The organism is Achromobacter sp. D7-1 (assembly GCF_059760445.1).
Map to the genome: position 1 here is coordinate 15266 of NZ_JCBAMT010000090.1, position 13079 is coordinate 28344.

11 protein-coding genes are annotated in these 13079 nt (G+C 66.2%); 4 read left to right on the forward strand and 7 right to left on the reverse strand.

Features of this window, described 5'->3' with window-relative positions; genetic code table 11:
- Positions 1-20: 20 nt before the first annotated feature.
- Entirely contained in the window at positions 21-2018 is a 1998-nt protein-coding gene (gene pdeR, locus AC6LKD_RS27585; protein WP_498118035.1) for a cyclic di-GMP phosphodiesterase, read from the reverse strand.
- A gap of 287 nt (positions 2019-2305) precedes the next feature.
- Positions 2306-3301 carry a Bug family tripartite tricarboxylate transporter substrate binding protein gene (locus AC6LKD_RS27590; protein ID WP_498118036.1) on the reverse strand — a complete coding sequence of 332 codons (996 nt, stop codon included), beginning with the start codon at positions 3299-3301 and terminating at the stop codon, positions 2306-2308.
- Positions 3302-3521: 220 nt separating this feature from the next.
- On the opposite strand from AC6LKD_RS27590, the gene AC6LKD_RS27595 reads away from it, so the two are divergent.
- The 4 genes from AC6LKD_RS27595 (at position 3522) to AC6LKD_RS27610 (ending at position 8039) form a co-directional block, all read left to right on the forward strand.
- Positions 3522-5297, forward strand: coding sequence for an IlvD/Edd family dehydratase (locus AC6LKD_RS27595; RefSeq protein ID WP_498118037.1), 1776 nt, complete (start codon positions 3522-3524; stop codon positions 5295-5297).
- Positions 5298-5305: 8 nt separating this feature from the next.
- Entirely contained in the window at positions 5306-5989 is a 684-nt protein-coding gene (locus AC6LKD_RS27600; RefSeq protein ID WP_498118038.1) for a GntR family transcriptional regulator, read from the forward strand.
- A 123-nt stretch (positions 5990-6112) separates the two neighbouring features.
- On the forward strand, positions 6113-6937 hold the full coding sequence (locus AC6LKD_RS27605) for a class I SAM-dependent methyltransferase (protein WP_498118039.1): 825 nt from the start codon (positions 6113-6115) through the stop codon (positions 6935-6937).
- Positions 6938-7241: 304 nt separating this feature from the next.
- The gene (locus AC6LKD_RS27610; protein ID WP_498118040.1) at positions 7242-8039 is read left to right on the forward strand and encodes a class I SAM-dependent methyltransferase; all 798 of its coding nucleotides are present in this window, start codon (positions 7242-7244) and stop codon (positions 8037-8039) included.
- A gap of 34 nt (positions 8040-8073) precedes the next feature.
- Here the strand turns inward: AC6LKD_RS27610 and AC6LKD_RS27615 are convergent, their stop codons facing one another.
- The 5 genes from AC6LKD_RS27615 to AC6LKD_RS27635 form a co-directional block, all read right to left on the reverse strand.
- Entirely contained in the window at positions 8074-9732 is a 1659-nt protein-coding gene (locus AC6LKD_RS27615) for a TRAP transporter large permease (RefSeq protein ID WP_013393121.1), read from the reverse strand.
- A gap of 2 nt (positions 9733-9734) precedes the next feature.
- Complete coding sequence (locus AC6LKD_RS27620) at positions 9735-10361, reverse strand: TRAP transporter small permease subunit (protein ID WP_013393120.1); 627 nt, start codon at positions 10359-10361, stop codon at positions 9735-9737.
- 74 nt (positions 10362-10435) lie between these two features.
- On the reverse strand, positions 10436-11212 hold the full coding sequence (locus AC6LKD_RS27625) for an ABC transporter permease (protein WP_498118041.1): 777 nt from the start codon (positions 11210-11212) through the stop codon (positions 10436-10438).
- Entirely contained in the window at positions 11209-12018 is an 810-nt protein-coding gene (locus tag AC6LKD_RS27630; protein WP_498118042.1) for an ABC transporter ATP-binding protein, read from the reverse strand. The genes AC6LKD_RS27625 and AC6LKD_RS27630 overlap by 4 nt, the downstream gene beginning before the upstream one ends.
- Entirely contained in the window at positions 12015-13040 is a 1026-nt protein-coding gene (locus AC6LKD_RS27635) for an ABC transporter substrate-binding protein (protein ID WP_013393117.1), read from the reverse strand. The genes AC6LKD_RS27630 and AC6LKD_RS27635 overlap by 4 nt, the downstream gene beginning before the upstream one ends.
- Between the last annotated feature and the right edge of the window lie 39 nt (positions 13041-13079).

Genomic DNA, 13079 nt, shown 5'->3' on the forward strand with positions numbered 1-13079 from the left:
GTAAGGCGCTACCGGCTGCGTCAGGCAATGAGATGCAGCCGGCGGCGCTGGGCCAGCCAGGCGGTGAACTCCGCCGCAGGCATGGGCTTGGCATACAGGTAGCCCTGCTTGGCGTCCACGCCCAGGGTGTCGACGAACACGGCCTCTTCGGTCGTTTCCACGCCCTCGGCGATCACCTTCAGCTCCAGCGTGCGCGCCACGGCGACGATGGCGCGCGCCAGCGCCTGCGACACCGGGTTCTCGTTGACGCCGCGCACGAAGCTGGCGTCCAGCTTGATCGCGTCCAGCGGAATGCGGGCGAGCTGCGACAACGACGAATAGCCGGTGCCGAAGTCGTCCAGATGGACGCGCGCGCCCAGTTGCCGGAATTGCTTGATCAGTTCGATGGCGGCGCCTTCGTCGTCGATCAGGCAGCTTTCCGTCAATTCGATGTCCAGCAGGCAGGGATCCAGGCTGGCGTCGTTGATGGCGCGCATGAAGTCGCTGACCACGCCCTTGTCGTTCAACTGCCGCGCCGACACGTTGATGGCGATGCGAATGTTCAGGCCGTCGCGCTTCCAGGCCGCGGCCTGCCTGGCCGCTTCACGCATGACCCACACGCCCAGCGGCGAGATCAGGCCCGATTCCTCGGCATAGGGAATGAAAACGTTGGGGCCGACCATGCCGCGCTCCGGCGAGCGCCAGCGCACCAGGGCTTCGACCCCGTCGACCTCGCCGTTGCGCCCCGCCAGTTTGGGCTGGTAGTACAGCATCAGGTGGTCTTCGGCCAGGGCCTTGCGCAGATTGGTGTCCAGCCAGACGTAGTCCGCGTTGCGGCGGTCCATCTCGGGCTGGAACACGCGGTAAGTATGGCGCCCCGCTTCCTTGGCCACATACATGGCGATGTCGGCGCTGCGCACCACGCTGTCCAGGTCGGCGCCGTGCTCGGGATACATGGCGATGCCGATGGAGCAGCTGGTATAGACCTCGATCAGCCCCTGACGGAAAGGCTCGCGCAGGCGCTCGATGATGCGCTGCGCGGTGGCCTCCAGCTCCCAGGTCTGGGCGGCTTCGTGCAGCACGATGAATTCGTCGCCGCCCAGCCGCGCCAGGGTCTGGCCTTCGGACAGGCAGGACGAGATCGCAACCGCCACCGACTTGAGCAGGCGGTCGCCGAAGCCGTGGCCGTAGTGGTCGTTGATGCGCTTGAAATTGTCCAGGTCCAGGAACAGCACGCCGCCCCGCCCATCCTGGCCCGCCGCCAGCGCCGTCTTCAGCCGCGTGGTAATCGCGTGGCGGTTGGGCAGGTTGGTCAGCATGTCGGTGTTGGCCAACACCCGCAGGCGCTCCTGTGCCTGGCGTTCCTCGGTGATGTCGGTGCCCGAGCAGATCAGGTAGACGCGCTTTTCGCCGCTGCCGCTGGTGACGAACTTGTTGCGGAACAGGAAGAGGCGCGGTCCCTTGACCGTATTGATGAGGCGCTCGGCCTCGTAGGACTGCCCGCGCTTGTAGAACTCGGCGATATTGCGGCGCGAGGCGATCGCCTCTTCGCGCGTCATGAACATTTCGAACACGCTGCGGCCGATGATGTCCTGCTCGCGCTTGCCGGTGTATTCCTCGCTGAGCTTGTTGAAGCGCTGCACCCGGCCGTTCTGGTCGACGATGACGATGACCGAGTTGGCCTCGGACACCACGGTCTCGGCGAAGGACAGGCCCTCGACCAGATCCTTGGCCACGGATTCGGTATCGGAATGCGCGGATGCGGTGCCCGCCCATTCATCCGGATTGATCTTGCGGCCCACCAGATGGAGCCGCAGCATGTCGCCGTACAGCGCGATGTCGATGCGCACGCTGGAAGTGATGCCGGTCAGGCTGCGTATCATCTCGGCCTGTTCCGGACGCAGCGCCATCGCGATGTTGGCCGCGCCCTTGACCGCTGCGAGTTCGAACGCGTCGCTATCGGCGGACAGGCGCCAATAAGGACTGTGCGTTCCGAAATGCGTGTACAGAATCGACTTCTCGTCCTGGTCGTCTGTCATTGTTATCCCCCTTCTGCCGCCCTGGGAAGGCCCGCAAAGTACATTACGGCCTAGTCTATTCGGGGTCAACCACTGTATACAATCTCGCGCAGACTTTGTTGCGGTTTATTGCGTCCCCATTGGTGGTTCATAGCGCAAAACTTTGCATGTGCAGCTTTTTCAGTGCGTCTTGCGTACTTGACACGCAAGCCTTGTTGCGTCTTTTGCGACCGCGCGCGCAAACAAAATCGCCGGGAGTTCCAGGCGGAACTTCCGGCGTATGACGTAAAGCCGCAACCTTGGGAGGTTTAGTCCCCCTTCACGCCCGCTTCGTCGATGACTTTGGTCCAGCGGGCCAGTTCGGCCGAAACGCGGGCGCCGGCGTCGGCCGGCGTGGTCCAGGTAGCGATGGCGCCCTGGTTCAGCAGAGAGGCCTTGACCTCGGGCTTGGCCAAGATTTTCTTCAGCTCGCTATTCAGGCGTTCAATCACGGGCGCCGGGGTATTGGCGGGCGCGACGATGCCGAACATCGAACTGACCTCGAAATCCTTCAGGCCCGCCTCGGCCGCCGTCGGCACATCCGGCAGCGCGTCCACGCGCGCAGCCGACGTCACCGCCAACGCGCGCAGCTTGCCGGCCTTGATGCTGCCCTGCGCCGCGGGCACGGTTTCGATCATGCTGAGCACCTGTCCGCCCATCAGGTCGGTCATGGCCGGACCGCTGCCCTTATAGGGCACGTGCAGCACCTCCACGCCGGCGGTGCGCTTGAACATTTCGGCGGCCAGATGCTGGGGCGAGCCGTTGCCGGCCGAACCCATGGTGATGTAGCCGGGCTTGGACTTGGCCAGCGCGATGAATTCGGCCAGCGTTTTCGCCTGCACCGACGGGTTCACCACGAACACCAGCGGCACCGTGCCGACGATGGAAACCGGTGCGAAGCTCTTCTCCACGTCGTAGGTGACGCGGCCGCGGTACAGGGCGGCGTTGATGGAATGGCTGGTCAGCGCGCCCATCAGCAGCGTGTAGCCGTCGGGCTGGGCCTTGGCCACCTGATCGGCGCCGATGTTGCCGGCGGCGCCCGCGCGGTTCTCCACGATCACCGACTGGCCCAAGGCGCCGGTCAGTTCCTGCGCCAGCACACGGCCGATCACGTCGGTCGCGCCGCCGGGCGGGTACGGCACGATCATGCGGATGGGCTTGTCGGGGTAGGCGTCGGCGGCCAGGGCGGGAGCGGAAACGCCGGCGCACAAGGCCAGCAGGGAAAACAACACGGCGCGGCGCGGCCGCAGACGCAGGTCTGACATGTAGGTCTCCTGCCGGGATGGGTATAGGAATGAAACGGACGCCCGGCTCGTCAACCGCGCCAGTGTAGGTGCCGAAACTTGATTGAAGAAGCAGAATTTTTCTATCGACTGATCAATAAAAAAGATCAATCAATCGGCGCTGATAAATCGCTTGCCGCCGCTTTCAAAGGCTGGATATGATGCCGCCATCAGATTATCAATAATATTATCGAGATCAAAAATGAAGGACGAGACCAGCAACGACGCGCCCGCAGCAGGCCCTTTCGACAGTGCAGGCGCGGCCGCGCGCGGCGTCGCCCGCGGACTCACCAACTACGGCGACACCGGCTTTTCGCTATTCCTGCGCAAAGCCTTCATCAAGGGCGCGGGCTACACCGACGACGCCCTGTCGCGCCCCATCATCGGCATCGTCAACACGGGCAGCAGCTATAACCCCTGCCACGGCAACGCCCCGCAACTGATCGAGGCGGTCAAGCGCGGCGTCATGCTGGCAGGCGGCCTGCCCATGGACTTCCCCACCATTTCGGTGCACGAGAGCTTCTCCCAGCCCACCAGCATGTACCTGCGCAACCTCATGTCCATGGACACCGAGGAGATGATCCGCGCCCAGCCCATGGACGCCGTGGTGCTGATCGGCGGCTGCGACAAGACCGTGCCGGCCCAGCTGATGGGCGCGGCTTCGGCCGGCGTGCCCGCCGTCCAGCTGGTCACGGGTTCGATGCTGACAGGCTCGCACCGCGGCGAGCGCGTGGGCGCCTGCACCGACTGCCGCCGTTACTGGGGCCGCTACCGCGCCGAAGAGATCGACGCGGCCGAGATCGCGGACGTGAACAACCAGCTGGTCGCCAGCGTGGGCACCTGTTCCGTGATGGGCACGGCCAGTACCATGGCCTGCATCACCGAAGCCCTGGGCATGATGGTGGCCGGCGGCGCCTCGGCCCCGGCCGTCACCGCCGACCGCGTGCGCGTCGCCGAGAAAACCGGCGCCACGGCGGTCGCCATGGCCGCTGCACGCCTGACGCCGGACCGCATCCTCACCGGCAAATCCATCGAGAACGCCTTGCGCGTGCTGCTGGCCATCGGCGGCTCCACCAACGGCATCGTGCACCTGACGGCAATCGCCGGCCGCCTGGGCATAGACATAGACCTGGCCGGCCTGGACCGCATCAGCCGCGAGACACCCGTGCTGGTGGACCTGAAGCCCTCGGGCCAGCACTACATGGAAGACTTCCACCACGCCGGCGGCATGCCGGCGCTGTTGCGCGAACTGCGCCCCTACCTGCACCTGGACGCGCTGACCGTGTCGGGCCGCACGCTGGGCGAGGAACTGGACGATGCCCCTGCCGCCTTCCCGCAGGACGTGATCCGCACGGCGGCCTCGCCCATCTACCCTGTGGGCGGCCTGGCCGTGCTGCGCGGCAACCTGGCCCCGGGCGGCGCCATCATCAAGCAATCCGCCGCCAACCCCAAGCTGATGGAGCACGAGGGCCGCGCGGTGGTGTTCGAGGACGCCGAGGATATGGCGCGGCGCATCGATGACGAGGCGCTGGACGTTACCGCCGACGACATCCTGGTGCTCAAGCGCATCGGCCCGACCGGCGCGCCCGGCATGCCCGAAGCCGGCTACATGCCCATCCCCAAGAAACTGGCGCGCGCCGGCGTGAAAGACATGGTGCGCATCTCCGACGGCCGCATGAGCGGCACCGCGGCCGGCACCATCGTGCTGCACGTCACGCCCGAAGCCGCCATCGGCGGCCCGCTGGCTTATGTGCAAAACGGCGACCGCATCCGCCTGTCGGTGGCCAAGCGCGAGATCGCGCTACTAGTGGACGACGCCGAACTGGCGCGCCGCGCCGCGGCCCAACCCATGGTTCGCCCCACGGCCGAACGCGGCTACCGCAAGCTGTTCCTGCAGACCGTGACCCAGGCCGACCAGGGCGTGGACTTCGACTTCCTGCGCGCCGGCGTCACCCACGACACCGTGCCGAAGAAGTAGGCAGGCCCATGGACGCCATCACGCCCGACGCCTTGCAATCTCAGGCCCTCGACGCCGCGCAGGCTGCGGTGGCCATCCTGGAAGAAGACATCGTCTTCGGCCGGCTGCACCCGCGCCAGCGCCTGACCGAAGACGAACTGATGGCGCGCTTCGCCCTGAAGCGCCACGTGGTACGTCAGGTCCTCGCGGACCTGGAGACGCTGGGCGTGGTGGAGAAAAAGCGCAACATCGGCGCAGTGGTGCGCGCGTACTCGGTGCGCGAAGTCATGGAGCTGTATGCGCTGCGCCAGGTACTGGAAGTGCATGCCGCCAGCCAGATCCCGCTGCCCGTGCCGCAGGCACGGCTGGCGGCGTTGGTGGCCGTGCAGCGCGAACACGATGCGGCGGTCGCCGACGGCGACGCGCGCCGCGTGTTCCGCAGCAACCAGCGTTTTCACCGCGAGTTCTTCGCCCTGCTGGACAACGCGGTGCTGGGCCAGGCCATCCAGGAATACGCCCGCCGCACCCATCCCATCCGCTTTGGCTCGCTGGCCGCCGCTGGCTACCGCGAACGCGCCCGCCAGGAACACTGGGCCATGATCCATGCGCTGCGGGATGGCGACCGGGAGGGGTTGATGACGCTGTGCCGGGAACACCTGCTGCCGTCGCGGGATGCATATCTGGCGGCGGAACAGGCCCGATTGGGGGCATAGGTCCATGCCGAGCGTCTGTCGCCAGGCGGTCTCGCCACGCCTAAAATAGAGTTTCCCAGCCGCCGGACGCGGCTGCGTTCAGTCTGAAGACCGCCCCGCGCGGCCGCTTTGGAGTCGAACATCATGAACACCTCCCCTGGCGATCGAGTCTTCTCCGGATCCATCCCCCAGTTCTACCAGCGGTACATGGTTCCCCTCATCTTCGAACCCTATGCCATAGACCTCGCCCGCCGAGCGGCGGCGCTGCGTCCTGCAACCGTCCTGGAAATCGCCGCAGGCACGGGCGCGGTGACGCGCCAGCTCGCGGACCAGTTGCCAGCCGCCACGGCCATCGTCGCGACCGACCTCAACCAAGCCATGCTGGTGCAGGCCCAGGCCCTGGGCACGAGCCGCGCCGTCGCCTGGCGCCAGGCCGACGCCTTGCAGCTGCCTTTCGAGGACCAGTCCTTCAATGCCGTGGTGTGCCAGTTCGGCTACATGTTCCTGCCGGACAAGGCGGCGGCCTTTGCCGAGGCGCGCCGGGTCCTGCGGCCCGGCGGAACATTCCTGTTCAACGTCTGGGACCGCATCGAGGACAACGCGTTTGCCGATACGGTGGAACAGGCACTGGCGCGGCTGTTCCCCGGCGATCCTCCCAGGTTCATGAGCCGGATTCCGCATGGCTATTACGACGCGGCCGTCATCAAAGCCGACCTGGCCCACGCCGGATTCACCGGCCGGCAGACGCTGGAAACCGTTGCCTTCGAGAGCCGCGCGGACACGCCCCGGACGGCTGCCATCGCCTATTGCCAAGGCACGCCGCTGCGCAACGAGATCGAGGCCCGCGGCGCGGGCATACTGGAGCAGGCCGTCAATGTCGCGACCGACGCGCTGCGCGCGCGCCACGGCGCGGGGCCCATCGCCGGAAAGATCCAGGCGCATGTGATCACGGCGCAACGCAGCACGTAGCTGCGCGACGACCACGCAGTGAACCGGCGGCGGGCAGCCATTTGTCCTCGCCGCGCCGTCCGGGTTAAGCTTGCAACCCTCTCCCACATCCACCGGAGCACTCAGAGTGAACAAGTAAATGCCGGGATGCCCATGCGCATCTTGCCTCCCCTCGCTGCCTGGCGCGCGAGCCGCATTGCTTGTTCCATTCTGATCTCACGCAGGACCCGGCCGCTATCGGCGCGCCGCGGATTGCCCCCTGCAAGGCTCAGGCTCGCGGATTCCGCGCATCGGCAGTTTTCCCCCTCCACAGAAGGAAAGCACAATGCCTGCGACCGACACCATCGATATCTATCACCACAACCGCGCCGCCTGGGACCGCCAGGCCGCGCAGCAATGCGCCTGGTCACAACCGGTAAGCGCCGAAACCATCCAGGCCGCGCGCCGCGGCGACTGGCAGGTGCACGTCACGCCGCGCGCCCTGCCGGCGGACTGGCTGCCGCCCATGAATCCGGCGCCGCGCATCCTGTGCCTGGCCTCGGCTGGCGGTCAGCAGGCGCCCGTGCTGGCCGCCGCCGGCGCCGAGGTGACCGTGTTCGACGCGTCGCCGCTACAGCTTGCCCAGGATGAAATGGTCGCGCGCCGCGATGGCTTGGCGCTCAAGGCCGTGCAGGGCGATATGCGCGACCTCTCGGCATTCGCCGACGCGTCGTTCGACTGCATCGTGCATCCGATCTCCAACCTGTATGTGCCCGACGTGCGGCCAGTATGGCGCGAGTGCTTCAGGGTGCTGAAGCATGGCGGCAGACTGCTCAGCAGCTTCTACAACCCGGTCGTGTTCGTCGGCGACCGCGCGCCGGAACTGGCGGAACAAGGCTTGATCCGCCCGCGCTTCAAGCTGCCCTACTCCGATGTGCGCGATCTGACTGCGCCGGAGTTGGCGCAGAAGCAAGGCCGGGGCGAGGCCCTGGTGTTCGGACACAGCCTGGGCGAACAGATCGGCGGCCAGCTGGACGCCGGGTTCCTGCTCAAAGGGTTCTATGAGGATGAACAGCCCCAGCCGCGCTTCCTGATCGACCGCTTCCTGCCGACCTTCCTGGCGACGCACGCGGTCAAACCCTGAGGACCAAGGGGCGCCGCCTGGCGCCCCTTATGCCTCACTTGAACGGGTTGGAATCCGTCCCGTAGGCGCTGGCGCCGTAACCGCTACCCCCGACCTCCAGCGAGACCGAACTCGGATCGACGACGGCGGCCGTTCCCTTGTAGTGCATCACCATGCCCGGGAAGGCCATCACGGCCGCGACCATCAGCAGCTGGATCACGATGAACGGCACCGAGCCCCAGTAGATCTGTCCGGTCGTGACGGGCTCGATCATCTTGCCCGTGACCCTGTCCTTGTAGCGGTCCCGTGGCGCCACCGATCGCAGGTAGAACAGCGCAAAGCCGAATGGCGGATGCATGAACGAGGTTTGCATATTGACTGCCAGGATCACGCCAAACCAGATCAGGTCTATGCCCAGCTTGTCGGCCACCGGCCCCAGCAGCGGCACGATGATGAACGCCAGTTCGAAGAAGTCCAGGAAGAAGGCCAGCACAAAGGTCAGGATGCTGACCACGATCAGGAAGCCCCACTGTCCGCCTGGCAAGCCGGTCAGCAGATGCTCGACCCACAGGTCGCCGTTGACGGCGCGGAAGGTCAGGCCGAATACAGTGGAACCCACCAGGATGAACACCACGAAGCAGGACAGCTTGGTAGTGGTGTCCATGGCCTGCTTGAGCAGGTCCAGCGACAGACGGCGTCGCGCCACCGCCATCAGGATGGCGCCCACCGCGCCCATGGCGCCGCCCTCGGTCGGCGTGGCCACGCCGATGAAGATGGTGCCCAGCACCAGGAAGATCAGCGCCAGCGGCGGAATCATCACAAAGGTCACGCGCTCGGCCAATGCCGACAACAGCCCCAGGCCCAGCGCCTTGTTCACCAGGGCAATAACGAAGGCGGTTGCGCCCCAGAACAGCAGCGCCACCACGATGCGCTCGTCCATCGGCGCCGTGTTGTTCTCGACCCAGAGGCCCAGGAAGTACGCCGACACGGCGGAAATCGTCATCAACACCAGCAGCGAACGTCCGCCGCGGCCGCCGTTCGGCTCCTGGAAGCGGCGCGCCTCTTCCGGCAGCGCGGGCGCGGAGTCCGGCTTCAGCAGGCTCATGATGACGACGTAGACGATGTACAGCCCGGCCAGGATGAAGCCAGGCACCATGGCCGCGCGGTAGATGTCGCCGATGGAGCGCCCGAGCTGATCGGCCAGGATGATCAGCACCAGCGAGGGCGGGATGATCTGCGACAGCGTGCCGGACGCGGCGATCACACCGCTGGCCAGCTTGCGGTCATAACCGTTGCGCAACATGATGGGCAGCGAGATCAGGCCCATCGAGATGACCGAGGCCGACACCACGCCCGTGGTCGCGGCCAGCATCGCGCCGACGAAGACCACCGCGATGGCCAGGCCGCCGCGGACCGAGCCGAACAGCTGGCCTATGGTCTCCAGCAGATCCTCGGCCATGCCGGACCGCTCCAGCACCAGTCCCATCAATGTGAAGAATGGCACCGCCAGCAACGTGTCGTTGGAAATGATGCCGAACACCCGCTGCGGCAGCGCCTGGAACAGCGAGGAATTGAGCAGGTCCAGCTCCATCCCGACCAGGCCGAAGAGTATGCCGTTGGCCGCCAGCGCGAACGCCACCGGAAAGCCCAGCAGCAGAAAGATGATCAGCGTCGCGAACATGATCGGCGCCAGATTGGCAATGAGAAACTCCATGATCAGCGGCCCTTGTTGTTCAGTTCGTTCTGCGCGGCCACTTCGCGCGCCTGCGCCTCGCGGGCGATTTCCTCGGCCAGTTCTTCTTCGGCGCTCCTGGCGCCCTCGCGTTCGCGAGGGTCGCGGCAGCGTCCCATCAGGAAGCCCACGCACTTGATCAAGTGCGACAGTCCGGCCAGCACCAGCAGCGCGAAGCCCACCGGAATCAGCAGCTTGACCGGCCAGCGGATCAACCCGCCCGAGTTGGAGGAATGCTCGTTGCTGAGGTACGAATCCATGAACACCGGCCAGGACAGATACATGATCAACAGGCAGGCCGGCATCAGGAAGAACAGCACGCCGAAGATCTCGATCCCGATCTGCGCGCGGCGCGACAGCCGCGAGGAGATGATGTCCACCCTGACGTGGTCGTTCTTCAGCAAGGTGTAGCCTGCGGTCAGCAGAAACATGGCGCCGAACATGTACCACTGCAGCTCCAGCCAGGCATTGGAGCTGTCGTGGAATATCTTGCGCATGATGGCGTTGCCGGCGCTGACCAGGACCACCAGCAGCGTGACCCAGGACACGATCCGGCCCATGCGCAGATTGATCGCGTCTATGCCACGCGACAAGGCGAGTAGTGCTTGCATCTGTTTTCCCCAGAATTGTTTCTAATCACGCACCTGCCCCAAACACAGCCCGTGGTGCCCCGGGCTTGAAACCGTCAATCGTCTTCGCGGTCATGCCGCAGCCAGGGCGTCACGCGCCGTTCCAGCCACACCAGCAAGGCGAACAGCAGCATGCCCATCAGGGCCAGCACGAAGATCGCGGCGAACACCCGCACCGTGTCGAAGGTGCCTTGGGCGCTCATGATCACGTAGCCCAATCCGCGCTGCGAGGACACGAACTCGCCGACGATGGCGCCCACCAGCGCCAGCGAAATCGAGACCTTCATGCCTGCCAGGATCGAAGGCAGCGCGCTGGGCAGCCGCACCTTGAAAAAGAAATCACGGCGTGACGCCTTCAACACGCGGCCCAAGTCCAGCACGTCCTGCGGCACCGAGCGCAGGCCGTGGACGGTGTCCACGATCATCGCGAACACGGCGATCAGGAAGGCGATGGCTATCTTGGGCTCTGCGCCCGTGCCCATCCAGATCACGAACAAGGGCGCGATGGCGACCTTGGGCACGCTGTTCAGGGCCACGATCAAGGGATAGACGAAACGTTCGAACCAGCGCGAGCCCACCAGCATGACGGCGATCGCCACGCCGGCCGCCACCGCCAGCGCGAAGCCGGCCAGCGTGGTCATCAGCGTGTAGGCGGCATGGCCGGCGTACCAGCTCCATTCCACCGCCAGTTCCAGGGCCACCTGGCCCGGCAGCGGCAGCATGATGGCGCGCACCTGGAAGATGCGGGCGGCAGCCTCCCACAGCAGCAGGAACACAAGCACCGACAGCAGCCCCGCCATGCGCCGGCCCGCCCCTTTCAAGAGCGCGCTCATTGGACCGACTCCAGGCCGGATGCGGCGCGGACGCCTTCGTCTATCAGGCCCATGTTCTGGAACATGCCGCGGATGTGCCGCACGTATTCGCCGAATTGCGGCGTTTCGCGCAGCGCCAGCGGCCGGGGCCGCGGCAGGTCGATCTCTATGGTTTCGAGGATGCGGCCCGGGCGCGGCGAGAACACCATCACCACATCGCCCAGAAACACCGCCTCGGCGATGCCGTGCGTCACGAACAGCACGGTGTTGCGCGTCTCCATCCAGATCCGCTGCAGTTCGACGTTCATCTGATCGCGCGTCAGCGCGTCCAGCGCGCCGAAGGGCTCGTCCATCAGCAGCAACTTGGGGTCGTCCACCAGCGCCCGGCAGATCGCCGCGCGCTGGCGCATGCCGCCAGACAGTTCGCGCGGATAGCTATCGGCAAACTTCTCCAGGCCCGTCAGGGCCAGCAAGGCCCGCACCTTGTCGGCATAGGCTGCCACCGGCTTGTGTGCGAGTTCGACCGGCAGCAGGATATTGCGGCGCACGCTGCGCCATTCCAGCAGCGCGTCGCGCTGGAACACCATGCCCGTGCCGGCGGGCGGCCCCTGCACCGGCACGCCTTCCACCCGCAAGTCACCGCTGGAGACAGTCTCCAGGCCGGCCACGCAGCGCAGAAAGGTGCTCTTGCCGCAGCCGCTGGGCCCCAGGATACTGACGAAGCGGCCGCGCGGCACGTCGACCGACACCGACGCCAGCGCCTCCACGCCCGCTGCGCCCGGATAGCGCTTGCGCACGTCTGTTGCGGCCACGGCCCACTGCGTCATGGCTGCACCAGGCTGTCGTAGCGTTCCGGATGCACCAGATCGGGTGCATAGAACGAGGAGGCCTGGGCGTTGGCGCTGATCAGCCCGACGGTCGACAGGGTGGCGACGGCCTGGGTCCAGTCCTGCGGCACGATCGCGCCCAGGCGCGCGCCCGCCGCCGGCTGGCCGAAATACGGCTGCAAGGCGTCGATCTGGCCGCGCAGCACCTTCTTGTCCAGCCGCGCCTGCGGCCGCTGCGCCAGGATGGCGGCGACCGCCTCGTCCTGGTGGCCCGCGTAGATGTATTCCCAGGCCCGCGCGCTGACGCTGGCGAAGCGCGCGATGGCGTCGCGCCGCTGCGCCAGCTTGGATTCATTGGCAAACAGGCCGAAGCTGGGCATGTTCAGGCCGAAGTCGGCAAAGCGCACCGCGCTGGAGGGCCGGTTCTGCGACACCACCGGCAGGAAAAACGGGATGGTGGAAAACGCCGCGTCGGCCCTGCCCACCGCATAGGTCGACGCCTTGCTGGCGGCGTCCACGTTGATCAGTTCAAGATCGCTTTTCTTGAGCTTGCCCGCGGCCAGGAAAGCGTCGATGAACGGCGCTTCCAGCGACCCCGCCGTATAGGCCACCTTTTTGCCCTTGAGCTGCGCGGGTCCGGTGATGCCGGCATCGGACGGGACCAACAAGCCTATGTCGCTCTGCCTGGCGAACACCGCCACTGCCTTGACCGGCATGCCTTTCTCGCGGGCGATCATGGCCGAGGCCAGCGCGGCATGCCCCAGGTCGAAGCTGTCGCCGGCGCCGACGATCTGCACCGTCGTCACCGAACCATTGCCGTCCTCCAGCGACACGTCCAGGCCGGCCTGCTTGTACCAGCCCTTCTGCTGCGCCAGGTGGAAAGCGCCGTGCACGCCCCAGGGCGTCCAGTCCAGCCGCACCTTCAGAGGCTCCAGGGCCTGGGACCAGGCGGGCGCGCTGAGCGCGACAGCAGCCAGGCCCAACAATGCGTTGCGCCAATTCCTTGCGAATACCGCGAGCATGATATTCCCCGTTTTGAGTCGACATGGGCGGCCGCGCAC

Coding starts and splice junctions, on each gene's coding strand:
- AC6LKD_RS27595 (WP_498118037.1), top strand. CDS start 3,522: ATGAAGGACGAGACCAGCAACGACGCGCCCGCAGCAGGCCCTTTCGAC.
- AC6LKD_RS27590 (WP_498118036.1), bottom strand. CDS start 3,301: ATGTCAGACCTGCGTCTGCGGCCGCGCCGCGCCGTGTTGTTTTCCCTG.
- AC6LKD_RS27625 (WP_498118041.1), bottom strand. CDS start 11,212: ATGAGCGCGCTCTTGAAAGGGGCGGGCCGGCGCATGGCGGGGCTGCTG.
- AC6LKD_RS27610 (WP_498118040.1), top strand. CDS start 7,242: ATGCCTGCGACCGACACCATCGATATCTATCACCACAACCGCGCCGCC.
- pdeR (WP_498118035.1), bottom strand. CDS start 2,018: ATGACAGACGACCAGGACGAGAAGTCGATTCTGTACACGCATTTCGGA.
- AC6LKD_RS27620 (WP_013393120.1), bottom strand. CDS start 10,361: ATGCAAGCACTACTCGCCTTGTCGCGTGGCATAGACGCGATCAATCTG.
- AC6LKD_RS27600 (WP_498118038.1), top strand. CDS start 5,306: ATGGACGCCATCACGCCCGACGCCTTGCAATCTCAGGCCCTCGACGCC.
- AC6LKD_RS27605 (WP_498118039.1), top strand. CDS start 6,113: ATGAACACCTCCCCTGGCGATCGAGTCTTCTCCGGATCCATCCCCCAG.
- AC6LKD_RS27635 (WP_013393117.1), bottom strand. CDS start 13,040: ATGCTCGCGGTATTCGCAAGGAATTGGCGCAACGCATTGTTGGGCCTG.
- AC6LKD_RS27630 (WP_498118042.1), bottom strand. CDS start 12,018: ATGACGCAGTGGGCCGTGGCCGCAACAGACGTGCGCAAGCGCTATCCG.
- AC6LKD_RS27615 (WP_013393121.1), bottom strand. CDS start 9,732: ATGGAGTTTCTCATTGCCAATCTGGCGCCGATCATGTTCGCGACGCTG.